Origin of the sequence: Bacillus sp. ISL-78 (genome assembly GCF_018613455.1) — a bacterium.
In the GTDB taxonomy this organism is placed as follows: Bacteria; Bacillota; Bacilli; order Bacillales; family DSM-1321; genus Peribacillus; species Peribacillus frigoritolerans.
On the sequence record NZ_JAGGQC010000008.1, the window covers coordinates 316,432 to 340,391 of the forward strand.

Annotated in this window: 17 protein-coding genes and 1 pseudogene; 11 read left to right on the plus strand and 7 right to left on the minus strand. The window is 40.2% G+C overall.

Annotated features, from left to right (window positions below):
* The first annotated feature begins 10 nt into the window (after nucleotides 1–10).
* The 8 genes from J7I96_RS11350 (at nucleotide 11) to cuyA (ending at nucleotide 9,985) form a co-directional block, all read left to right on the plus strand.
* On the plus strand, nucleotides 11–1,699 hold the full coding sequence (locus J7I96_RS11350) for a thiamine pyrophosphate-binding protein (RefSeq protein ID WP_214923818.1): 1,689 nt from the start codon (nucleotides 11–13) through the stop codon (nucleotides 1,697–1,699).
* Between the two features lie 12 nt (nucleotides 1,700–1,711).
* Nucleotides 1,712–3,157: an aldehyde dehydrogenase family protein gene (locus J7I96_RS11355; RefSeq protein ID WP_214768078.1), complete on the plus strand. Its 1,446-nt coding sequence runs from the start codon at nucleotides 1,712–1,714 to the stop codon at nucleotides 3,155–3,157.
* A gap of 16 nt (nucleotides 3,158–3,173) precedes the next feature.
* Nucleotides 3,174–3,959, plus strand: a complete 786-nt coding sequence (nadX, locus tag J7I96_RS11360; protein ID WP_214768079.1) for an aspartate dehydrogenase — start codon at nucleotides 3,174–3,176, stop codon at nucleotides 3,957–3,959.
* Between the two features lie 38 nt (nucleotides 3,960–3,997).
* Entirely contained in the window at nucleotides 3,998–5,299 is a 1,302-nt protein-coding gene (locus J7I96_RS11365; RefSeq protein ID WP_034312297.1) for an aromatic ring-hydroxylating oxygenase subunit alpha, read from the plus strand.
* Between the two features lie 21 nt (nucleotides 5,300–5,320).
* Nucleotides 5,321–5,830: an aromatic-ring-hydroxylating dioxygenase subunit beta gene (locus tag J7I96_RS11370; RefSeq protein WP_214923817.1), complete on the plus strand. Its 510-nt coding sequence runs from the start codon at nucleotides 5,321–5,323 to the stop codon at nucleotides 5,828–5,830.
* Between the two features lie 34 nt (nucleotides 5,831–5,864).
* Nucleotides 5,865–6,653 carry an SDR family NAD(P)-dependent oxidoreductase gene (locus J7I96_RS11375; protein WP_222619771.1) on the plus strand — a complete coding sequence of 263 codons (789 nt, stop codon included), beginning with the start codon at nucleotides 5,865–5,867 and terminating at the stop codon, nucleotides 6,651–6,653.
* Between the two features lie 40 nt (nucleotides 6,654–6,693).
* Complete coding sequence (locus J7I96_RS11380) at nucleotides 6,694–7,653, plus strand: VOC family protein (protein WP_214768080.1); 960 nt, start codon at nucleotides 6,694–6,696, stop codon at nucleotides 7,651–7,653.
* Between the two features lie 1,339 nt (nucleotides 7,654–8,992).
* Nucleotides 8,993–9,985, plus strand: coding sequence for a D-cysteate sulfo-lyase (gene cuyA / locus J7I96_RS11385; RefSeq protein WP_214768082.1), 993 nt, complete (start codon nucleotides 8,993–8,995; stop codon nucleotides 9,983–9,985).
* A gap of 393 nt (nucleotides 9,986–10,378) precedes the next feature.
* Here cuyA and J7I96_RS11390 read toward each other — a convergent pair.
* The 5 genes and pseudogenes from J7I96_RS11390 to J7I96_RS11410 form a co-directional block, all read right to left on the minus strand.
* Nucleotides 10,379–12,008, minus strand: a pseudogene (locus tag J7I96_RS11390) (amidohydrolase).
* Nucleotides 12,009–12,049: 41 nt separating this feature from the next.
* A complete protein-coding gene (locus J7I96_RS11395) occupies nucleotides 12,050–13,393 on the minus strand; it encodes an APC family permease (protein ID WP_214768084.1) in 1,344 nt (447 codons plus the stop codon).
* Nucleotides 13,394–13,595: 202 nt separating this feature from the next.
* Nucleotides 13,596–15,212, minus strand: a complete 1,617-nt coding sequence (locus J7I96_RS11400) for an amidohydrolase (protein WP_214768393.1) — start codon at nucleotides 15,210–15,212, stop codon at nucleotides 13,596–13,598.
* Between the two features lie 33 nt (nucleotides 15,213–15,245).
* On the minus strand, nucleotides 15,246–16,589 hold the full coding sequence (locus J7I96_RS11405; protein ID WP_214768086.1) for an APC family permease: 1,344 nt from the start codon (nucleotides 16,587–16,589) through the stop codon (nucleotides 15,246–15,248).
* 527 nt (nucleotides 16,590–17,116) lie between these two features.
* A complete protein-coding gene (locus tag J7I96_RS11410; RefSeq protein WP_214768087.1) occupies nucleotides 17,117–17,974 on the minus strand; it encodes a MerR family transcriptional regulator in 858 nt (285 codons plus the stop codon).
* 429 nt (nucleotides 17,975–18,403) lie between these two features.
* Here J7I96_RS11410 and J7I96_RS11415 point away from each other — a divergent pair, with 429 nt between their 5' ends.
* Both J7I96_RS11415 and sigH read left to right on the plus strand, forming a co-directional pair.
* Nucleotides 18,404–18,907: a DinB family protein gene (locus J7I96_RS11415; protein WP_214923815.1), complete on the plus strand. Its 504-nt coding sequence runs from the start codon at nucleotides 18,404–18,406 to the stop codon at nucleotides 18,905–18,907.
* Between the two features lie 597 nt (nucleotides 18,908–19,504).
* The gene (gene sigH / locus J7I96_RS11420) at nucleotides 19,505–20,155 is read left to right on the plus strand and encodes an RNA polymerase sporulation sigma factor SigH (protein WP_214923813.1); all 651 of its coding nucleotides are present in this window, start codon (nucleotides 19,505–19,507) and stop codon (nucleotides 20,153–20,155) included.
* Nucleotides 20,156–20,389: 234 nt separating this feature from the next.
* Here the strand turns inward: sigH and J7I96_RS11425 are convergent, their stop codons facing one another.
* Together J7I96_RS11425 and J7I96_RS11430 are read right to left on the minus strand one after the other, a co-directional pair.
* Complete coding sequence (locus J7I96_RS11425) at nucleotides 20,390–20,704, minus strand: iron-sulfur cluster biosynthesis family protein (RefSeq protein WP_214768089.1); 315 nt, start codon at nucleotides 20,702–20,704, stop codon at nucleotides 20,390–20,392.
* Nucleotides 20,705–20,917: 213 nt separating this feature from the next.
* A complete protein-coding gene (locus J7I96_RS11430; RefSeq protein WP_214768090.1) occupies nucleotides 20,918–21,826 on the minus strand; it encodes a LysR family transcriptional regulator in 909 nt (302 codons plus the stop codon).
* 311 nt (nucleotides 21,827–22,137) lie between these two features.
* Between J7I96_RS11430 and J7I96_RS11435 the strand changes: the two genes are divergently transcribed.
* On the plus strand, nucleotides 22,138–23,952 hold the full coding sequence (locus J7I96_RS11435; protein WP_214768091.1) for an assimilatory sulfite reductase (NADPH) flavoprotein subunit: 1,815 nt from the start codon (nucleotides 22,138–22,140) through the stop codon (nucleotides 23,950–23,952).
* Nucleotides 23,953–23,960: the final 8 nt, after the last annotated feature.

Here is a 23,960-nt window from a genome sequence, read left to right on the forward strand (position 1 = left end):
GGATAACGCGATGAAAATACAAGAAGAATTAGAGTTTACGACCGCCGATTCCATCGTAAAGGAGCTTGTTCAAGCAGGTGTGGAAGCTGCTTTCGGGATTGTCAGCATTCACAATATGCCCATCTATGATGCAATTCTTAGGGAAGGGAGCATCAAACTCATTTGTTCACGCGGTGAGAGCGGTGCCGTAAATATGGCTGATGGATATGCACGCGCCACCGGGAAATTGGGTGTAGTGATTACCAGTACTGGAACAGGGGCAGGAAATGCTGCTGGTTCACTAGTGGAAGCTTGGGCAGCTGGTGTCCCCCTTCTTCATCTAACAGGTGAGGTGGCTTCTTCTTATCTTGGTACAGGCAAAGGATACATACATGAGTGTAAAGACCAGCTTTCAATGATGAGCGGAGCTTGTAAATATGCAGTGAGGCTTAGAAACCCTGACCAAACCGCAGCAGTAGTAAGGAAGGCAATCCAAGAAGCTTTAACTGCACCAACGGGTCCGGTTACATTGGAAATTCCAATTGACTATCAATCGGTGATCATAGAAGATCTTTCACTCGAAGGGCTAAGAACTTCACCCTCTGAAACAAATTCAATGCCAATTATTCCTGAACTAGCCGTTCAAAAAATGGTAGGCGCACGCCGTCCTGTCATATGGGCCGGTGGTGGAGTCATCAGTGCCAATGCTTCGCAAGAGCTGAAAAAATTGGCGGAAATCCTTGGTGCAGCGGTTATAACCAGTCAGTCAGGAAAAGGTTCGATTCCAGAAAACCATGAACAATGCATCGGACATTTTGCGGCATATGAAACTACAAAAGAGTTTTTAAGAAATGCAGATTTATTGATCAGCGTAGGTGTAAGGTTTAGGGGGAATGAAACATCCAACTGGAAAGTGCCGGTGCCACAGGAACATATAGCGATCGATGCGGATTGGCAGGCCATTAACCGGAACTATAAAGCCACGTTAGGTTTGGTTGGCGATGCAAAGGATATGCTTGCTGCCATCATTCAAAAGCTTGAAGAACATTCAGTTCATGCAGAGCCATCTTATTTACAAGAAGTTCTTTCACTTAGAAATGAAGTGCGCGCTCAACTCAGGGAAACGCTTGGACCGTATGAGCAATTTGTAGATGGCATGAGGGGGATATTACCAGAGGATACCATTCTAGTTCGTGATGTGACCGTTCAGGCAAATGTTTGGGGTAGCCGTTTATTTGAAATCTATGAACCGAGAACATCGATTCATGCATCAGGCGGCGGAATTGGTCAAGGTCTTCCAACAGCAATCGGTGCCCAAATGGGATGTCAAGATAAAACCGTCGTTCTTATGGCTGGAGATGGTGGGTTTATGGTGAACGTTGGGGAAATGGTTACGGCAGCCGAAGAAAATTTACCAGTTATCATCGTATTGTTCGATGACTCAGGCTATGGAGTTCTTCGCAATATTCAAACAGCCGCATATGGTCGGCAGGTAGCTGTGGACTTATTGAGCCCTGATTTTGTGAAACTGGCTGAGTCCATGCATTTTGATGCAGTGCGTATTGGTTCTGGTGATGAATTCATATCCGAACTTAAAAAGGCTAAGGAAAGACGTAAACCTTCAATGATCGTCGTTGATATGGAAGCTGTGGGGCCAATGGCCAAACCATTTGGCGGACCACCGGGAGCTGCGGAAGCATTCAAGCCCAAAAAACTATAAGGAGGATTGAGAATGATTTCGACATACCCATTTGTTTCAGGAAAATATCTAGTTAATGGAGAATGGATAGAATTACCGGAAAAAGTCGATGTTGTAAATCCGGCAAATACATCGGAAGTAGTTGGCCAGGTGGCAAAATGCTCTGAAAAAATCGTGAGTGGCGCTATTGAAGCTGCAGAAAATGCTTTTGAAACGTGGTCTCGCTCTGATATCGGGGAACGGGCAAACAGGATGAACACTGCGGCAGAAGAACTATCAAAAGTTATCGAGGAAAATGTTACAGTGTTTGTACGTGAGAATGGCAAAACACTTGTTGAAGCTAAAAAGGATTTACTGCGCTGTGTTGAAGTAATGAAGGGCTGTGCAGCAGAGTTACTTGATTGGTGGAAGCCTGAAGTGCTTCCAGGAAAACAAAAAGTCCAAATCCGAAGAAGAGCAAGAGGTGTCACGGCAATAATCACACCGTGGAATTCTCCGATGATATTAACATTTAAAAGGGTCATACCTGCTGTTTTGGCAGGTAATGCCGTTGTCGTGAAACCTGCAACGAATTGTCCCTTAACGATCATGACCTGTTTAAAAGTAGTTGCTGAACATTTTCCTCCAGGAGTCATCAATATAGTCTCAGGATCAGGAAAAGCAATCGGCGACACACTATGTTCCGATTCACGCGTAAGGACATTGGCGTTTGTCGGAAGTACGGAAACCGGGAAAGATATCATGCAGAAATCAGCTGGAAATCTGCAAAAAGTATATATGGAACTTGGCGGCAATGATCCTGCCATCATCTTGGAAGATGCCAATATGGATGAAGCGGCTATCAAACGTTTGAGGATGGGGATTTTACGAGCAGCGGGTCAGGTTTGTTCTGCTGTAAAAAGAGTGTACGTCCATGAATCACGATATGATGAAGTTGTGGAGAAGCTGACCAAAGAGTTCAGCCGGATGGTGATCGGTGATGGAATTCAGCCTGATGTAACCATGGGTCCAATGAATAATAAAGCACAATATGACTTTGTGAATGGCTTGATCGAACGTACCGCTAAGTCAGGAGGAAATATAATCACAACCGGCATCCAGCTGAATCCGGAAACTTGGGATAAAGGTTATTATATGCTTCCTTCCATTATTACTGGCGTCGATCAGCAGAGCGAATTGGTTCGAGTGGAACAATTCGGACCGATCATTCCAATTTTACCTTTCAATGATATCGATGAAGTTGTAAAATTAGCGAATGATAGTGAGTTTGCACTGCGTGCATCTGTTTGGACCGAGAATGAAGATATCGCTGTCGAAATGGCAGATCGCCTTGAAGCTGGTGCCGTATTCCATAATAATCATACCGTTTTCAGTGACTTGGCCCTGGACTTCCCTGGCTTAAAAGAAAGCGGTGTTTCGCGGGAAACAAGACATTGCGGGTTGGAATTCTTTGCGGACTCATACGGGTTTGCTGATTGAGGAAGGATGAAACTACATGAAGTTAGGTTTAATCGGGTGCGGTAATATCGGAAAATTTCTGCTTAAGGCCATTAATAACGACGGGCTTCTTCCAGGTGGAAGAATCGATGCAATTTATGCCCGCCGTGGAGAAGTTGCGGCACAATTAGCTGAAGAATTCAGGACACAGCCATATCGTGATGTCGACGAACTCCTTAAATCCGATGTAGATTTAGTCATAGAGGCTGCAACGATAGAAGCAGCTGAAGAGTATGCATTGAAAGTGCTTAAAAGCGGGAAGGATCTCTTGCTAAGCAGCATTGGCGTGATGGCGAATTCCGCCTTTGAAGAACAATCAAACCAGATTTGTAAATTGAATGACGTGAATATTCTCCTTCCGTCTGGTGCGATTGGAGGTCTGGATGTACTTAAATCGGCAAAAGCGGTGAATGGACTTGAATCTGTTTGCATCACCACAAGAAAACCGCCAAACGCATTACCGGCAGGGTCTTCAGTGACAGAAGAAACGGTATTATTTGAAGGAACTGCTGCAGAAGCGATCAAGCAATTTCCGAGAAACATTAATGTTGCGATTGTGCTGTCTATGGCTGGTCTTGGATCAGAAAAGACGAAAGTGAAAATCATTGCCGATCCAAATGTGTTAAAAAATAATCACCTGATAGAAGCGTCAGGGTCGTTCGGGAAACTGAAACTAGAAGTGGAAAATGATCCGATGCCAAATAACCCGAAAACGAGTTATCTAGCGGCATTAAGCGTTTTGGCGACTCTGCAAAACAAGGAAAAAAGCGTTCAGATTGGGTAATGCTTAATGATGTAAAGCTTGGAAGGGAGAGAAAAAGTATGCTTAAAACTGAAAAATCCTTAGAAGAAATGTCGAAACAGCAAGTTGTTGACTATTTGAACGAAACAGTTAAACCAGAGGAAGGCGTTATACCTGCATACCTCCTTGGAGACCCAAAGGTTTATGATATAGAACATGAAAAAGTGTTTTTGAAAACATGGGTTTTTATCGGCCATGATTCTGAAGTACCGAACAAAGGAGACTTCATGACCCGTGAACTTGCTGGCTACTCGCTCATCATTACTCGTGATGCTGAAGGGGAAATCAGGGCTTTTTATAATATGTGCACCCATCGCGGAATGAAACTATGCCGTGCAGATAAAGGGAATAAGTCTTTATTTACGTGCCCCTACCATGGGTTTAATTTTAAAAACACTGGTGAACTCGTAGGAGTGCCATTACAAAAGGACATATATGGGGGTAACCTTGACCGCTCGGAAATGGGCCTTCACAAAGTAAAGCTTGAATCCTATAAAGGTCTTTTATTTGGAACTTGGAATGAAGATGCAGAGCCGCTTGAAGAGTTTCTTGGAGACATTAAATGGTATTTGGATATCCTTGTAGGACGTGCAGAAATGGAAGTAATCGGAGTTCCGCAAAGATTCGTTGTTAATTCGAACTGGAAAGTTGGTTCCGATAACTTTGTTGGTGATTCCTATCACACGATGGTCACACACGGATCCATTGCCAAACTGGGCATGGTGCCCAATGCTACCTATTCAAAGCGCGGTTTTCAAATCCATACGGACAACGGGCATGGTCTTAACTTAGGGACTCCTAATCCTGACTTCGCTTTCCCGGAAGAATTGAAAGATGAATTTAAAACTAATTTGTCTGAAGAACAATATGGAGTGTTATCAAACTTGAAGAATATGATTGGGAATGTTTTCCCTAACTTATCATTTTTAATATCCCATACAAAAATCAAAGACCAATTCATCTCCAACACTTCAATAAGGATGTGGCGGCCAATAGGTCACAATAAAATGGAAGTGATTGCTTGGATGCTTGTGGAAAAGAACGCCTCCCAAGATTGGAAAGATAGATCAAGAGATTCATTTATCTTGACCTTTAGCCCTTCCGGTATTTTCGAACAGGATGATACGGAAGTTTTTACTGATATCACTGAAGCAGCCCAAGGACCAATGCCTTTCCTAAAGAATCTAACCTACAATTATACTATGGGTCTTCATCGTGAACCAGTTGATTTTATAGGTCCTGGTGTTGCTTACGATGATAAATTCACTGAAGCGAGCCAAAGGAATTTTTACAAGTACTGGCTTGAATTGATGACGAAATGATAAACGGGAGGGGGAACGGAAATGAATGTGGAGAAAATGTTGCTCAAATGTCAATTTGAACAATGGCTGTATGATGAAGCTCAATTACTGGATGATATTGAATTTGATGATTGGTTCGATTTAATGCACTCGAGCTTACGCTATCAAATGCCTGTACGTGTTAATAAAGAAGGAGTGGAACGCCAGGATTATTCAACGGACATGTTTACATTTAATGATGATATTGAGCTGCTGAAACTTCGAGTGGATCGTTTGAAAACGGATTATGCATGGGCGGAAATACCGCCATCAAGAACACGGCGTTTTGTCTCAAATGTACGTGTTAAAGACTATGTTGAAGGTGAAAAGGCAGTCGTCAAGAGCTACCTGCTCATCTATCGTAGCCGCAGCACGGATATTCAACATGATCTGATTTCGGGGGAACGAAATGATGAATTCATTTTCGAAGAAGGTAAATGGAAACTTTCCAAACGAATATTCATTGTTGATCAATCAACGATAAATACCAGAAATCTTGCTATTTTCGTATAATATTGACTTGGTTAAAAAGGGGAGGCTGGTTACAATGGCAATGGCGTTAAAGGATAAAGTAGTGCTGATTACCGGTGGCAATTCAGGTATCGGGGAGGCTGTCACTAGACGTTTCATACAAGAAGGGGCAAAAGTCAGCATCATCGGCCGCTCGATAGAAACGCTAAAGAAAATGAAAGCGGAATTTGGTGAAGAGATTCTCATTAACCAAGGCGATGTAAGCAAATATGAAGACAATGAGAGGGCTGTCCAGGCCACTGTTGAGCAATTTGGAAAACTGGATGTTTTCGTAGCCAATGCAGGAGTCTTTGATGGATTTGCTAAATTTGCCGACGTAACTCCCGATGCACTTTCCGATGCATATGATTTTCTGATCGATATTAATGTTAAAGGATCATTCTTCGGTGCTAAAGCCGCTCTTGAAGAACTGCAAAAATCGAATGGAAATATTATTTTCACCGTATCCGGTGCCAGTTTTTATCCGGATGGCGGCGGGGTGTGGTACACAGCAAGCAAGCATGCCCAAATAGGGCTGATGCGGCAACTTGCCTTTGAACTCGCTCCTAACATCAGGGTGAATGCTGTAGCTCCTGGTGGCACTCTGACCGCATTATCGGTCATTCCTCCCCTGCGTCCATTCGTTAAAATCGTGGATAATGAAACGAAGGCAAATAGCATAAAAAAGAGAAACCCTCTACAGCTTGCACAGCTGCCTGAAGATCATGTAGCTGCATATGTCCTGTTGGCATCAGACGCAGCGCGTGCAATTACCGGTGAAGTCATCTCCAGTGATGGAGGATTGTCCGTACGCGGGCTGGGTTGAGTTCATAATAAAATAAACTATGGGAAGTAGGTTTATTAGTATGGCTGAATCACTATTGGGCAATAGGAATATTAATCAACTCGCATTTGTTGTAAAAGATATTGAAGCTGCTAATCTAGCTTTCACAAGACTGCTGGGCATTAAGAAGGCAGAACCATTTCTAACTGGTGACAGTTCTGTTTCGAAAGTTACTTTTAGAGGTGTACCAACGGAATCGCAATCCAAACTGGCTTTCCTGAATACTCCTACCGTCCAATTTGAACTAATAGAACCCGATAAAAATCCAGGAACGATGCGTGAGTTCCTGGATGAAGTAGGTGAAGGGATCCACCATATAGCTTTTGATGTGGACTCTATCCAAAAGAGGCTGCCAATCTTGGAGAAAAGTGGCTACCCAGCTTTGCAAACAGGTGAATTCACATCAAGTGACGGCCGATATGTATATGTGGATACACTAGATGATCACAAAACGTTAGTTGAACTGCTTGAAAGTGCGGAGCCAAGAGTAACGGCATGGGAAAGACCGGAAGATGACAGCATTCAGCCGCTACTAGGGACTAACAAAGTGGAACAGCTTGCGTTTGTTGTCAAAGACCTTGATGCGGCTGCAGATGCATATAGTAAGTTGTTGGGTGTTGAAAAACCTCCCATCATCCATTCTGGTTCATCCGATATTACAAACGTGATTTACAAAGGGAAGCCCACTGAAGGCAAATCAAAATATATGTTCATCAATACTCCGTTAATTCAAATTGAATTGATCGAGCCGGGCGAATCACCCAGTACGTGGAAAGATCATCTAGAAACATATGGTGAGGGTGTTCACCATATCTCTTTTGTCGTTAAAGACATGGAGGCTAAAATGAAGATGCTGGAAGAAATGGGCTATCCGGTCATACAGAGAGGAAACTTTTTTAACGGAAAAGGCCGGTATGCCTATATGGATACAAAAGCGACCTTTAAAGTGATTATTGAATTGCTGGAACGTTACGATGAGTAAACAAGTAACCATTGATCATCAAAAGGTGTATGGATGATTGTCCGGACATTTGGAACTTACATAATTAGGAATAAGAACCCCAGGGGTCATTCAATCGAAAAACCTAGCCATTTTCCCACCTAATCAGCTGAATAACTACCTAGAGCGCAACCGTATAAAAAGCATACAAGGCAATGGTCGGGAAGGGGACTTCAACCATGGCCTTGTACGGTTCGAATAAAAGTGAAAAATTTAACAGCAATATTATTACTTTTTCTACATCTTTGTCACGAATGGTCTGGATTAACTGTAAGTGCTCGTTGTTTCGTTCCTCATACCAAGATTTATCAACCCAATGTAACATCCTCATTACGGGCCGATTAAAAGGAAATTCGAAAAGAAAGTCATGATGAATCTGTAGTTTTTTGGAGAAAGGTATTTCTCGAGTTGGAATATAATAAGCGGGGAAATTCGATGTTTGCACGACTTGCCGCTATTCGGTCATTTTTAATTATTTCTTGTTGCGGTTTATCCGTTGCCCATTCCAGTTTTTTTAAACTCCTCTTCCGTAATTCCTTCACAGTCTTTTTGTATAGAATGGTTTTCGAGCATTTTACTGATTTCCAATTCTTACTGCATAAGTTGAATATCCACATTGGATATGACCATCCCTATGGACAGGTTTAACCAGAAGCAAATTTTCCTATTCCAATTTCCCAATAGCATCACAAACCGGTGTACTGTTACAATTGAAGCTGGGCGATATCATCTTCCGTTAAACGGTCTCCGGGCAATACTCTTCAATGATCGCACTATTAATAACAAAAAATATACCTTCCCTTAAGGGCTTAGAAAAATAATGTTCTATTTGTTCTGAAAATATTGATAACGGTTGGTTTCCATGGCGCTCCTTTTTAATAATATACAAGTATATATTTTTTATCTTAAAAATGAGTGAAGTCATTTCAATGCTTCATACATTTTATTGATACAATTCAATGGGATGGATGACCCTATTACCACTAAAGACGCTCACAAGGCTATCGGAACTTTTTGGCAAGTGATAAAATTCCAGGTAGCCCTCATATATGCTGTAACTGGGGACCTGCCTGAAACTTTTGAGGAAAAAAGGGCGTCATAGAAAAAGCGGAAGCACTAATAGTAGGTTTTGATATCATTTTGCCCTGACGAGTGATGTATATGAAAATTCTTTTTAGAGATAACCATGCTAGAAGGGAGATTCATGTTGCTCGATTACATAAAGATGCTATGATTGAGATCGAAGTATTTTAAACACAAGAGAACATCAGATTGATATTTTCTTTTGTTTATATACATAGAGGATCAGGAGGAGTTATAAATGAATTTAGCACAATTTCCTAGAAAGCGATATACACCGACATATACACCAGTTGAAAGACTGGATCATTTTTCTGAAGTTCTAGGGGGCCCATCCATTTACGTTAAACGAGACGATATGCTTGGTCTGACGGCAGGCGGAAATAAAACAAGGAAACTGGAATTTCTTGTTGCCGATGCATTGGACAAAGGCGCGGATACATTGATTACATGTGGAGGCATTCAATCAAATCATTGCCGCTTGACACTAGCTGCTGCGGTTAAAGAGAAAATGAAATGCATCCTTGTGTTGGAAGAGGGCCTTTCAAATACTGAACCGGATTTTAACGGTAACTATTTTCTCTACCATTTATTAGGAGCTGAACAAATAAAAGTAGTGCCTAATGGAGCTGACTTAATGCAAGAAATGCAAAAAGTGGCTAAAGAGGTGACAGAGAAAGGACATCAACCTTACATTATCCCGGTTGGGGGATCCAATGTCATTGGTGCGACGGGATACGTTGCATGTGCTCAGGAGATCTTGGCCCAGTCCTTTGAGCAAGGGATTGATTTGAAAGCAGTTATTTGTGTAAGCGGCAGTGGAGGAATGCATGCTGGTTTGGTGGCAGGATTTCATGGAAATCACAGTGGAGTATCGGTAATTGGAATAAACGTAAGCAGAGGGAAAGCTGAACAAGAAGAGAAAGTTTTTCAGCTTGTTAAGGAAACTTTAACACATATCGGCATTCCGAATTCACTTCCTCGTGAGGCTGTTACGTGTTTTGATGAGTATGTCGGCCCGGGTTATGCTTTGCCTACACCTGAAATGGTGGAAGCAGTCAAGCTAATGGCAAGAACGGAAGGGATATTGTTGGATCCGGTATATACGGGGAAAGCGGCAGCGGGACTCATCGATTTAATACAAAAAGGCACCTTTAAGCCGGAGGATAACATTCTATTTATTCACTCTGGCGGTGCTTCATCGCTTTACGCCAATACGTCTCTCTTTAATTGAGATTTTACGAACCAACTGGTTCGCCGGCACCAGTTGGTTCGTCTAAAGTAATCATTTCAAGTTGATCTCGTTGAATAGAATGATGTTTCGAAAGCATTCTCATCACCTCAAGTTTTTAATGGATCTATTTTAAAACAAAAAAAGACTGTAGGGAAAAGTGTTATATCTAAAAGGTAAGTCAAAGTTTTATTGGAACGGAAGGTACGAGACTCCTGCGGGAAAAGCGCGCCCCACAGGCGAAAGCCGAGGAGGCTCCGGGACCGCCCGCGGAAAGCGAGTGCCCTACGTTCCAATCAACGTCCAAATTGTACAAGCCATAAAAAAGGACAAACTCGATTTTGAGTTTGTCTACAGTCTGAGAGGATTCTACAGTTGTAGAATCCTCCTTTAATGTTACTTTTCAATTAAAGACCTCGTATGATCAAAAACAACTTTCCCATCAACGATCGTTAACTGTACCTTTGTATTGGGGATTTCTCCCACTGGCATTTCAAAGAGATTTCGTTCTAATACTACGATATCAGCAAGTTTTCCTACTTCTAATGTTCCCAATTCCTTCTCCCTAAAGGAACCATAAGCATCCGGCTGTATAAGCTTTCAATGCTTCGGCAAGTGTGATGCGCTCATGTGGATGCCATACCGCTTTTCCGCTGCTGTCGATTCTCGTTACTGCCCGATAGATTTGCAGAAGCGGATCAAGGGTATCGATTGGGAAGTCCGTTCCGAATGCCAATTTCGCCCCGGCTTCTTGCAGTGTATTAATCGAGAAAACATACTTTTCTCGTTCTGTACCAATCCGCTCGGTATACACACCTCTTTCAGACATCGCAAAGTGATCCGGCTGCATTGAAGCGGTCACGCCTAGCTGTTTGAAACGATGAATATCATCAGGGTGGATCACTTCAATGTGTTCAACGGAATGCCGCGAGTCTCGTTTACCGTTTGTCTTTTGCGCTTCCTCATAGGCATCTAAAGCAAGGCGAATCGCTCCGTCTCCAATTGCATGAAAACGAATGCTGAAGCCTTCTTTATCAGCATCTACGACCCATTTTTTGATTGTTTCAGGAGGGAACGATGATTCACCTCGTGTATTCGGTTGATCAGCATAAGGTTCAAGTAAATAAGCGGTACGGGCTGTAATGACGCCATCGATAAATTGTTTAAGTCCTGACACACGAAGTTTGTCCGATTGATACGTATCTCGTAATTTTTTGACACGTTCAAGATTGCCATTTAAAGCTGGCCATAAATGAATACGGGCAGTTAAACCTCCATTGTTTTCAAATTCTTTGAAAACATCATAATCATTAAGCATTTCCAATGCTTCTATTGCGAATAAGTCGTGGACGGATGTTACTCCTAAACCAGCCGCATGAGTGAGGAAATTCGTGAAAAGTTCTCTCTTTTGTTCTTTTGTAAAATGATAGGCATGGAGGATAACCGCGTCCATTGCTTTTTCGTATAAAAGACCATTAGGTTCCCCATTTTCGTCTTTTCCAATCATTCCATACGAAGGGTTTTCCGTATGACGGGTAATATTAGCGATTTCAAGTGCCTTTGAATTTACCCATGCGTAATGACCTTCGGCGTGAAACATAAGCACCGGACGGTCGGGGAGAATGCGGTCCAATGAAGACCGATTCGGTAATTGCTGCGTATCCCAATATCCTGCATCCCATGAAGCGCCGATTATCCAAGGATCTTGCGGGCGCGATTCGGCAAATTCACGAATCATTTCCAACGCTTCTTCTTCTGAACGGGCTGGGAATAAATTGGCACTATTCATCGAAACAGCCCCATCCATCATGTGAAGATGGAAATCATGAAAACCCGGTAGAATTAATTGGTCATTAAATTGATGGATTTTGGTATTCTCGCCTAAATAAGGTTTAACCTCCTCCTTAGAACCAACCGCAATGATTTTATTGTCCTTAATCGCAATTGAGGCGGGCTCCGGTTGATCAGAAAGTCCTGTAAATACAGCATTACTTGAAATAATTACATCAGCTGGTTGTTGATTCATTATCTATCATTCCTTTCAATTCTATAGAATAGCTTCTATTATTAAGCTTGTTCAATGGCAAGCTCAGGAGGCGGCTGTCTAAACATTTTTGTAAGGTTAAGAAGGTACACAAATCCGATCGCAAACCAAGTTCCTCCCAGTATTAACGAATGGATGTCTAACTTTATCCAAAAGAAACCTGTAAGAGAAGCACCAATTAACGGAATGATAAGGTACCGAATTGTCCCTATTAAGGATCGCTGCTTTTTTCGGAAATAATAGTGAGCGATAACCGAAATATTAACGAAAGTAAAAGCGAATAATGCACCAAAATTTATAAGAGATACGGCAGTCGTAAGGCTTAAGAATAGGGCGCTTAAAGCCACGCCTCCTATAATTAGTATGTTGAAGACAGGTGTACGATATTTAGGAGAAAGGTATCCAAATATTTTGGCAGGAAGTACACGTTCACGTCCCATTGCAAATAAAATGCGCGAAGCACTTGTACCTGACGCAATAGCTGATGAAAAACTGGACATGATTCCTTCAGCAAGCATATAACTTATCAAAAAGTTACCCCCGATATACATGGCAATTTCCATATAGGCTGCTTCCGGGGCTTTAAATGATTGGTAGTCAGGCCAGACAAGCTGTAAAAAGTACGAACCGATAAAATAATATAATCCACCAATGATTGTTACAAGATAAATGGCCTTAGGTATGGATTTTCGCGGGTTTTTCGTTTCTTCAGAAAGAGTTGTTACTGCATCAAACCCTAAAAAGGAAAAGCATAAAATAGGGATTATGGACATGAAGCCCGGAATATTTATATTTGAATCAATAAACGGGAGGATCGAAAAAAGCGTTCCTGCACCTTGACCATTTAAAAGCCCCTTTATTGAAAAAATGATGAACAACGCAAGTGTTCCGAATTGCAAGAATAGAAGCCCCATATTAAGCTTAGCCGCTACCTTAATACCGAGAATATTTATAATCGTAACCGTGACGATAAAGAGAATGATCCAGACGTACATAGGAATTATAGGGAAATATGCTTTCATTGCAATGCCTAACAATAGAGCACTGATCATTGGACTGAACATATAATCCAGTATAATGGTCCAACCTACGAGAAAACCAATGTGAGGACTTAGGGATTTTTGCGTAAACGTATAGGCTGCACCCGCATTTGGAAAGGCTTTGACCATTTGCGCATAGCTGTAGGCTGTAAACAGCATAACGATAAAGGCAACGATATAAGCAGTAGTGATCATCCCGTTTGTGCTATGAACAGCAACTCCATATGTTGAAAACAAAGTAGTTGGGGCCATAAAGGCCAAACCAAAAAACACAACATATTTTAATGGAAGTGAACGTTTAAGAGTTGGTGAGTTTGAATTATTCATATATCAGTCCCCCTATTAAATGGCTGCATCATAGTCATTCTTTATTCCAATACCATACTGATTCTGCAAAGCAGACCGATCTCCATGCCCAACTTTTCTATAGTTTTTATTTTCCATAGTATGGTCTATTTTCGCATTTAAACGTTTGATGACAAAGATGTACATCCGCTGTTTGATCATCTTTTTCCGAATCGTTTACTTATCATACTAAAGAACCGGCATAATCATAAACTACTTGACCGTCAACCATTGTTAACAGTACCTTTATATCTGGTATTTCTTCCACAAGCACTTCAAAGGGATTTCGTTCCAAGACGATAATATCAGCAAGTTTACCTGCTTCCAATGTCCCTAATTCCTGCTCTCTAAATGTACCGTAGGCTGGGCCACTTGTATAAGCTTTCAATGCTTCGGCAAGTGTGATGCACTCATGTGGATGCCATACCGTTTTTCCGCTGCTGTCGATTCTCGTTACCGCACGATAAATTTGGAGGAGCGGATTCAAAATATCAATTGGGAAGTCCGTTCCAAAAGCCAGTTTCGCACCGGTTTTTTGCAAAGTATTAATCGAGAAGACATACTTTTCCCGTTCAGCACCAACTTGTTCGGTGTAAACACCTCTTTCAGACATCGCTAAGTGATCTGGCTGCATTGAGACCATAACACCGAGCTCACTAAAACGATGAATATCATCTGGATGAATCACTTCAATGTGTTCGACGGAATGTCGTGAATCTCGTTTACCATTTGTCTTTTGCGCTTCCTCATAGGCATCTAAGGCAAGACGGATTGCTCCATCTCCAATCGCATGAAAACGAATGCTGAAGCCCTCTTTATCTGCAGCAACGACCCATTTTTTGATCGTTTCAGGAGGGAAAGACGTCTCACCGCGTGTTTCTGGTTGATCCGCATAAGGCTCGAGTAGATAAGCTGTACGGGCGGTAATGACGCCATCGATAAATTGTTTAAGTCCCGACACACGGAGCTTATCCGATTGATATGTCTCTCGCAATTGTTTGGAGTGCCCAAGATCGCCATTTAATGCAGGCCATAAATGAATCCGCGTTGTTAATTTACCGTTGTCTTCGAATTCTTTGAAAACATCTAGTGATTCTATTGTCTTTAAACCATGTAAGTCATTGACAGCAGTCACCCCTAAGCTGGCTGCATGTGCCAAGAAATTGGAGAAGATTTCATTTTTTTGTGAATTTGAAAAATTAAAGGCATGGCGGATAACCGCATCCATTGCTTTTTCATATAAAATACCATTGGGTTCGCCATTTTCATCTTTTCCTATAATGCCATAGAAAGGATTTTCCGAATGACGAGTAATATTAGCAATCTCCAAAGCTTTCGTATTCACCCATGCATAATGACCTTCAGCGTGAAACATGAGTGCCGGACGGTTAGGAAGAATATGATCCAATGAATGGCGAGTCGGTAATTGTTGTATATCCCAATAACCTGCATCCCAAGTAAATCCGATTACCCATTGATTTTCCGGTTTTGATTCGGCAAATTCACCAATCATTTTCAGCGCTTCATCTTCTGAGCGAGCGGCGAACAGATTGACACTATTGAGGGCAACGGCACCTTGCATGATATGAAGGTGGAAATCATGGAATCCCGGCATAATTAATTGGTCTTTAAACTGATAGATTTTCGTGTGCTCACCTGCGCAGTGTTTAATTTCTTCCTCAGTACCAATCGCAACAATTTTGTTGTCCTTAATTGCAATGGAGGCGGGTTCAGGTTGATCGGAAAGACCTGTAAATACAGTATTACTTGATATAATTACGTCAGCTACTTGTTGACTCATCATCAATCATTCCCTTCTTTTATAGCGTTATTATTAAGCTTCCTCAAAGGCAAGCTCAGGAGGCGGCTGCCTAAGCATTTTCGTTAAGTTTAATAGATAAATAAATCCGATAAGAAGCCAAGTTCCACCCAGTATTAGTGAATGTTTATCTAGATTTATGAAAAACAATCCAATTAGTGCTGCACCAGTAAGCGGGATAATCATATATTGAATCGTTCCTCTAAAAGATCTCTGTTTCTTTTGAAAAAAATAGTAAGAAACAACTGAAAGATTCACAAAGAAAAAGGCAAATAACGCACCAAAACTAATAAGTGATACAGCTGTCGTTAGATTTAAGAAAAGAGCGCTTAATGCAATCCCGCCAATGAGTAAAATATTGAACACGGGTGTCCGGTATTTCGGTGATAGATAGCCGAAGATTTTTTTCGGCAATACATTTTCCCTTCCCATCGCATACAAAATACGAGAGGCGCTCGTTCCCGATGCCACGGCTGAAGCTGTGGTGGAAGTTAGCCCCACTGCCACAAAGAAGCTCACAAAAATGTTTCCGCCGATATACATAGCTATCTCTAAATAGGCGGATTCAGGGTTAGTGAAAGAATGGAACTCCGGAAAAATTAGTTGTGCAAAATAAGAACTTGTGATAAATAAAAATCCGCCAATCATCGTTATGAAATAGATCGCTTTTGGCAACGTCCTCGTAGGATCCTTCGTCTCCTCTGACAGAGTAGTTACTGCATCAAAGCCTAAAAAGCTAAAACAAAGAATTGGGATAACAGATAGGAGAGCCGGTGCGCTAATTTCAGGGTCATAAAAGGGAACGGTGGAAAATAATGTCCCTGTTCCTTTTCCATCAAGAAGACCTTTAATGGACAAAATAAAAAATAGTGCAAACAATAAAAATTGCAAGAAAAGCATATACGTATTAAGTTTCGCTGCTAATTTAATGCCAAGGATGTTGACAGCAGTAATAACCACAATAAATAAAATGATCCAAACAAACATCGGAATGGATGGAAAATAAGCTTTCAATGAAATTCCGACGATTAGGGCGCTGATCATCGGGCTAAATATATAATCAATGATGATTGTCCAACCAACGATAAACCCTATATGCGGACTTATAGATTTTTGCGTAAACGTATATGCTGCTCCTGCTTTTGGGAACGCTTTCACTAATTGGGCATAGCTATAAGCTGTAAATAACATGACAACTAAAGCAATGGCATAAGCCGTCGGCAGCATCCCGCCGGTGCTGTTTACAGCAACCCCATATGTTGAGAAAAACGTTTTTGGAGCCATGAAAGCCAATCCGAAAAAGACGACATACTTCAAAGTAAGAGTACGTTTAAGAGTTGGTGAATTCGTATTTTCCATTAATCAATCCTCCTTGTGAATTTTTTACTAACGATTTTACACATTCATTAATGTGCACTTCGTAAATAACCTGATTATTCAGAATAATTAAATTGAAATTCTGTATATTCAGTTAATGGAAAGGTTATTTGTCTGTATTCATTTAAGGATAACCAACATAAAGTATCTTTCTTGTGAACGGATACAAAAAATTGAGCTCTGACTGAATGCTTTTAACATTTTTTCATAGTGCCTGTCCTCCAATCGGCCGCACAGAGGATTTGGTAAAGTAGAGTAGCATAATGCAAGGAACAACTTCGTAATGGCCTTGTCTTTTTTGATGTCACACTTTTTAATAAAAGGTATCACTCCTTCGAACAAAATGATTTTTCAAAATAATGGTTTGCTGTTTTCATTTAGGAATGCATCACTCCATTCATTATGTATAAATCCATTATAAAGTCTCGTCTAACACGAGAGTAAACAGTTGCGATACAAAAAACAGCCTTCGAAATGATAATGCTTTCATTTCGAAGGCTGTTCACTTGTTACTTTTCTTGAATCGGAATTTGTATTTCATAATAAGCTTCATCATATTGATCAGTCAGAGAAACGTCAACCTGCATAATTCGAAAGGCGTCACCGGTAATAATATAGTCATGAGTATCACAATAATGGAGTAGCTTTTTTAGCTGGATTAGCATTTTCTCCCTTGTGAGTCCTCCATAATAGGAACATAAAAATAGCCCATTTTCAATTTTTTGGGTTGGTTGCTCTGACTCCTCACCCTGAACAAGAATGAATGATTGAGATTGATAGTCACTTAGGTTAGCGGAAAAGTCAGATGATTGACGAATTTCATCAAAATACTCTTTCTTGATAAAATCTCCAAATTTATTGCTGGCCAAAGCAGGAATGAGTCCACCAATCTTGTTTTCGAGCTCCAAATATCCAAAATAAAGATTTTCTGTATCCGTCCAACTTACCGATCTGGCTAGCTGGATGTATTCCCGTTCTTCACATTGTTTTATCAAGATATCCGAATTGCTGTAACTGTTTGTGAAATGTTCAATATTGTATAATCGTGTCATCAAAATATTATGGATACCTTGCAATTTCTTAATTTCTTCCTGTATATTAGCCATTGATTTTTGAAGTGATTGAACCGACTTTTTGACATTGCGATCCGTAAGAAACTGCTTGATTTCTTCTAAGGAAAACCCGATGCTCTTTAACTCTTTGATTGTTCCGAGAACCTCATACTGGGAAATGGAGTAATAACGATAGCCAGTTTCGGGGTCAATATGAAAAGGCTTTAGCAATCCGATTTTATCGTAATGGCGCAATGTATCTACGGTTACACCTCGCAATTTCGCCATTTCTCCTATACTAAGCTTATTTTGCATGGCTTTTCTCCTAACCAATACTGAATTTATATATATTAATAACATGATTTCTCCCTATTATAAAGTAGTGATTCTTGATGTGTATAGATAGTGCAGGAAGATTTGTAGAGCATCGCATTAAATAAAATTGCAGTCACAAAACTTACACGTCCAGTATTCGATTTAAACAGGGTTAACCATTTCAGCTCTTGAAATGGGTATACTTTTTTGGACTTAAAGGATTAAAATGCAGAAGAGGTAGTACAGTTCAACAGTTTTTCTTGAAAACTTGTAACCAAAACTTCCAAGCGGAAAGTACAAAGAAAAGCAATGGTTTTCTAATTAGAATGGATATTATTGATTGCATGTTTAATGAGGAATTTGTAATGAGGGAACATATGTTTTATAATGTAACTTAAGTAATGTCCATCGAAATAGGGGAGGTATTATATGTATATTTCAATTTCAGATTTTATTAAAGAATGGAATAAAGAAGCCATACTCACTCAAAATGTCTTGGATAGTTTGACAGATGAATCCTTAGAACAACAAGTTTATCCTGAAGGTCGCACTTTAGGAAGAATTGTGTGGCATTTCACCACGAATATTCCAGATTATCTAGCTCATTTCGGGTTAAAGATAGACCGGATAGAAAGTTCGGAAAACGTTCCATCTTCAGCCCGCGAAATTGCCATCACTTTTAAAAATGTAAGTTCTCATGCGGCAAAAATTATTGAACAACAATGGACAGACGAATCCCTGGGGCAAATACAAGAAGCGTTCGGAAGACAGGAAACAAATGCTTCCATCCTTATGGGGCTAATCAAGTATATTGTTCATCATCGCGGACAAGTTACGGTTCTGATGCGTCAAGCAGGAATTAAACCTTCTGGGGTTTATGGACCGCCAAAAGAAGATTGGATTCATTTAGGTGTGGAAAATCCTCCGCTTTAAGGATTTATGAATCAGTTAGGATCTTCTACATACGGGACATTGGCGAATAATTAAATCCAGTCCTCCATTTTAAGACTGGGTTAATAATATGTTTTAGCATCCTATGAAGGGTGCTTTTTTATTTTGCGAAAGAAGGGTTTAAATGAAATCAGCTAATTTAGAGACGATGTCCTAAGTGTAATCCTTATTTTTCCAATTGGGGCTAATGAAGGTAGGGTGGATTCGGTCTTTTCATTTTGGTTAGGCTCTATTAATCATTAGTGCAGAATAGTTCTTTAAGGTTATTATTTATAATCATGCTATTTGTAAGGCGCCATATGCTGAACCCCCTCCATAATTACCACAACCACCGGCACAACTATATCCGTCAATGATCAGGAGTTAAACAAAACTACTAAAATGAAAAAATCTTCACCAAATTAATTAAAGCTGACTGAAAGTTTCTATTTATAAATATCAGGATTTTGTTGAAAAATGTCGTAATTTGCGAATATCATTATCGTCATTTCTGAGATATTATTATATTGAATGTACTTTACCACATTGAAGTGATAGTGGAACTTTGTCGGGCTCAACTTAGTGAGTGGGGGAAAATAAATGAGTGTAATCATCGAGAAGAAACAAATGGAAAACTATACTCATATGGAAGATGTAATGTTGGTAGGAAAAATCCATAATGGCGATGAAGATGCACTGGAATTTTTAATCAAAAAATACAGATGTGTCGTTCAATCAAATGCTTTAAAGTATTTTTTAACGGGTGGAGATAAGGAAGACGTCTTTCAGGAAGGGATGATTGGACTATATAAGGCCATTCGAAACTACAAAAATTGCAAAAAGGCGTCTTTCAGATCATTTGCGGAACTGTGCATTACAAGACAAATCATAACGGCCGTTAAAGCGGCTATTCGCCAAAAGCATTCTCCCTTAAATAATTATGTTTCATTGTATATGCCAATCCATCAAGGGGAGTCGGAACAGGGTTTAATTGATCTAATCCCTGAACAGAGACAAAATGACCCAGTTACGATCTTAATAAAATCAGAAGAAATTTGTGATATTGAGCTAATTTTAACCGAAGTCCTTAGTGAGTTGGAAAGCAGTGTTGTGGATTTATACCTGGAAGGAAAAACTTATTTAGAAATATCAAAGGAACTGAATGTTCAAAAAAAGACGATCGATAATGCACTTCAGCGGGTAAAAAGAAAGCTGGAGCGGCACCTCGAGTCCAGAAGAGTGGAAGAATAATAACAATCATTCTTTAAATTTTCGGTCATTATTGATTTGTAAAATAACATTGATACAATTATTAGAATAGATAAGAGTACTTGTTAAAAGCATTTTCCTGGTAATGGAGGAGTTAGTGCATGCTATTCTATGAGGAAATAAAATCCCTCAGGTAACATGCCGATAAAAAATTCCCTGAGTATAACCAAAAAAAGCCCAACTGAAACACGTGGGCTTTTTACTATGTTCATTTTTTTAATTCACTCTCTTCAATTGGAGATTATAACTCAATGTTTCATCGTCTGAATATAATTTGTATCCAAGTCCGTTACTGTAATTGAGGAAGACTTTATCCGGAAGATGTTTTTTTGACTCACTTGAAATTAATATGGGGATTCCAGCAATTATGAATCTCTCATCATCTTCGTTCTTATTATCAATTTTCAATTCATGTTCCACATAAATCGAACAGCTACCAACATAAATGGCTTCGATACGAACACCTTCATTCTCTTTATAATTAACTTTTAATAGTTGTTCAATGGCTGCTTCTTTAATCTCTATATTCATAAAACACGCTCCCATATTATTTTTTATCTAGACAATCTTCTATTCTTTCGTATACCCAATTGCTTATAAGTTAATGTGCATAAGAATGTTTATTAAGTATAATAAAGCCGATGTTCCCGGTCATCAGGCTTATGATTGTTTAATAAAATCACAATTAAGATCAAACGCCATGTGTCAGTAACTCCATCTTTGGAATAGCTTTCTTTGCAATGATCATCCTATCGGCTTCGCTTTCATGGGCCACTTTTTGTTTAATTCAGTTATAAAAGTCTTTACATTTTTTTTACCTTTCATAATTGGGGAATAGACGTAAGAGAGTGTCCTGTTAAAGGATTCATCTTTTATCTGAATGATAGAAAGGATTTTATTTTGTACATCCCTTTCAATGACACTTCGGGAAAGCAGGGCCAGGCCTGAGCCGTTTTTTATAAGTGTTTCTTTAATTCCTTGATTGCTGCTTATCGTGAGTATCGATTTAATTTTCAAACCATTTGAACGTATGACATGGTTAAGGTATTCTCGTGTACCAGATCCAACTTCCCTCGTTACCCATGCTTGGTCATGTAAATCAGTAATTTCCACATCGTCTTTATTAGCAAGTTCATGATTATTAGAAGATACAATGAATAGCTCATCTTGCATGAATGGGTGAACAGAAAGCTCTTTTTCATTAGTTTGACCTTCGATTAAACCAATATCCACTTTGTATAGCCGAACGGCTTGAACGATTTCTTCCGTGTTCCCAATTACCACTTGAAGTTCAAGTTCAGGATATTCCTCTTGAAGGTCGATGAGTAAAGAAGGAAGGATATACTCTCCTATTGTAAAACTTGCACCTATCTTTAATTCGCCCTTGATGGACCTATCGTGTTCCTGTATGTCTTGTCTGGTCTGTTCATAGATTGTGATCATTTGCTTGGCCCGGTCGTAAAGAATTTCTCCCGTTAAGGTGACTTTCAAAAATTTAGGAGAACGGAGGAATAATTTCGTCTGGAACTCCTCTTCTAATTTTTTAATATGTAAACTAACACTTGGTTGCGACATAAGAAGAATTTCTGCTGTTTTTGTAAAATTCTTGACTTCCACAAGGGTCACAAATGTTTTTAGAGCATCATAGTACATAGAAATTTCTCCTTATTATTAATATTCTTAATAGTTATAATAAATTATATATATTTTACTAATGATGTACCTTCCAGTAAAGTTTTAATGAGAAACTTATTTTAGGAAGAGTATAGGCTGGGAAAGCTATTGTCCTTTGTTGCGTGCTATGAACCTATATAACTGTATTTTTCATTTTTTTTGCAGTTAAAACCGACTTGGTCTATAGGAGTAAACGAGTTAATTTGTGGATTGAAATTAAATATTTAAACCCACTCGTATACATAATAATCAACTAAGATAAGTTAATATCCCTTTGTGAGGTGGAAATCGTGCAACTTCAGGTAAGTAACAGTCCCTTTAATCAAGAGCAAGCAGAGCTCCTTAACAGCCTGCTGCCAAGCTTGACCCAAACACAAAAAATTTGGTTGAGCGGTTATCTGACTGCATCTTTGTCAGTTTCGAATACAAGTTCAGCCGAAGCCCCGGTATTGGAAGCCCAAAGGGGCGGTAAGACAATATCAAAAGAAGTGACCATCCTGTATGGTTCACAAACGGGCAATGCTCAAGGGCTGGCAGAAAATGCGGCGAGTAAGCTTGAGGGTAATGGCTTTCAGGTTACCATTTCATCCATGAGTGACTTTAAAGTAAACAATTTGAAAAAAATCGAAAATCTTCTGATTGCCGTTAGTACACATGGAGAAGGTGATCCGCCGGATAATACATTGTCTTTCCATGAGTATCTTCATGGCAGGAGGGCACCAAGCCTTGAGGGTCTCCGATATTCGGTATTGGCGCTTGGGGACAGCTCATATGAGTTTTTCTGTGAAACGGGAAAACAATTCGATAAACGTTTGGAGGAACTTGGGGGGACACGGTTATTTCCGCGAATGGACTGTGACCTTGATTATGATGAGCCTGCTTCCGAATGGCTGGAAGGAGTACTTTCCAGTTTAAGAGAAGGGGAAGTCAGTTCTAATGCTGCAGTTCCCGAAGCAAAAACTTCTTTAGGTGAACAAACTTATTCGAGAACAAATCCGTATATAGCGGAAGTGTTGGAAAACATAAATTTGAACGGCCGTGGCTCCAATAAAGAGACACATCATCTTGAGTTATCTCTAGAGGGCTCAGGTCTTACATTTGAACCTGGTGACAGCCTTGGGATTTATCCGAAAAACGATTCGGATTTAGTGGATATGCTTCTTACGGAGCTTAATTGGGACCCTGAAGAAACCGTGAAGGTCAATAAGCAGGGGGAACTTCGTCAGCTTAGGGAATCGCTCATCTCCGATTTCGAAATAACGGTATTGACCAAATCGCTCATTGAACAAGCGGCACAGCTTTCTGATAATGAGGATTTAAAGGAGCTTTTAAAGCCTGGTAATGAAGAAAGGTTGAAAGAATATCGAGAAGGCCGTGATTTACTTGATTTTATCCGTGATTTTGGTTCATGGGGCGAATCGGCGCAAGAGTTCGTATCGATACTCCGGAAAATGCCAGCCCGTCTATATTCGATTGCGAATAGCTTATCCGCCTTTCCGGATGAAGTGCATTTGACAATCGGAGCCGTCCGGTATGAAAGTCACGGAAGGGAAAGAAACGGTGTCTGCTCGATTTTATGTGCGGACAGATTACAGCCAGGGGACACGCTGCCCGTTTACATTCAGCATAACCAGAACTTTAAGCAGCCAAAGAACCCAGACACGCCAATTATCATGGTTGGACCGGGAACGGGCATTGCCCCGTTCAGATCCTTTATCCAGGATCGCGAAGAATCTGAAGCGAAAGGAAAAACGTGGCTCTTTTATGGCAATCAGCATTTCGTGACGGATTTCCTTTATCAAACTGAATGGCAAAAGTGGTTGAAAACAGGTGTGCTTACGAAAATGGATGTGGCCTTTTCCCGCGATACGGATGAAAAGGTGTATGTTCAAGACCGGATGCGCGAGCAAAGCGGGGAATTATACGAATGGCTTCAAGAAGGGGCAGCTGTATACATTTGCGGAGACGAGAAAAACATGGCACATGATGTCCATAATACGCTTATTGAGATCATTGAAAAAGAAGGCAATATGAGCCATGCTGATGCGCAGGCTTATCTTGAAGATATGCAACAGAATAAACGATATCAACGTGATGTGTATTGAAATTTGGA

Bases quoted from the DNA above. Each gene is read 5' to 3' on its own strand.
- J7I96_RS11350 (WP_214923818.1), top strand. From the start codon at position 11: ATGAAAATACAAGAAGAATTAGAGTTTACGACCGCCGATTCCATCGTA.
- J7I96_RS11355 (WP_214768078.1), top strand. From the start codon at position 1,712: ATGATTTCGACATACCCATTTGTTTCAGGAAAATATCTAGTTAATGGA.
- nadX (WP_214768079.1), top strand. From the start codon at position 3,174: ATGAAGTTAGGTTTAATCGGGTGCGGTAATATCGGAAAATTTCTGCTT.
- J7I96_RS11365 (WP_034312297.1), top strand. From the start codon at position 3,998: ATGCTTAAAACTGAAAAATCCTTAGAAGAAATGTCGAAACAGCAAGTT.
- J7I96_RS11370 (WP_214923817.1), top strand. From the start codon at position 5,321: ATGAATGTGGAGAAAATGTTGCTCAAATGTCAATTTGAACAATGGCTG.
- J7I96_RS11375 (WP_222619771.1), top strand. From the start codon at position 5,865: ATGGCAATGGCGTTAAAGGATAAAGTAGTGCTGATTACCGGTGGCAAT.
- J7I96_RS11380 (WP_214768080.1), top strand. From the start codon at position 6,694: ATGGCTGAATCACTATTGGGCAATAGGAATATTAATCAACTCGCATTT.
- cuyA (WP_214768082.1), top strand. From the start codon at position 8,993: ATGAATTTAGCACAATTTCCTAGAAAGCGATATACACCGACATATACA.
- J7I96_RS11395 (WP_214768084.1), bottom strand. From the start codon at position 13,393: ATGAATAATTCAAACTCACCAACTCTTAAACGTTCACTTCCATTAAAA.
- J7I96_RS11400 (WP_214768393.1), bottom strand. From the start codon at position 15,212: ATGAGTCAACAAGTAGCTGACGTAATTATATCAAGTAATACTGTATTT.
- J7I96_RS11405 (WP_214768086.1), bottom strand. From the start codon at position 16,589: ATGGAAAATACGAATTCACCAACTCTTAAACGTACTCTTACTTTGAAG.
- J7I96_RS11410 (WP_214768087.1), bottom strand. From the start codon at position 17,974: ATGCAAAATAAGCTTAGTATAGGAGAAATGGCGAAATTGCGAGGTGTA.
- J7I96_RS11415 (WP_214923815.1), top strand. From the start codon at position 18,404: ATGTATATTTCAATTTCAGATTTTATTAAAGAATGGAATAAAGAAGCC.
- sigH (WP_214923813.1), top strand. From the start codon at position 19,505: ATGAGTGTAATCATCGAGAAGAAACAAATGGAAAACTATACTCATATG.
- J7I96_RS11425 (WP_214768089.1), bottom strand. From the start codon at position 20,704: ATGAATATAGAGATTAAAGAAGCAGCCATTGAACAACTATTAAAAGTT.
- J7I96_RS11430 (WP_214768090.1), bottom strand. From the start codon at position 21,826: ATGTACTATGATGCTCTAAAAACATTTGTGACCCTTGTGGAAGTCAAG.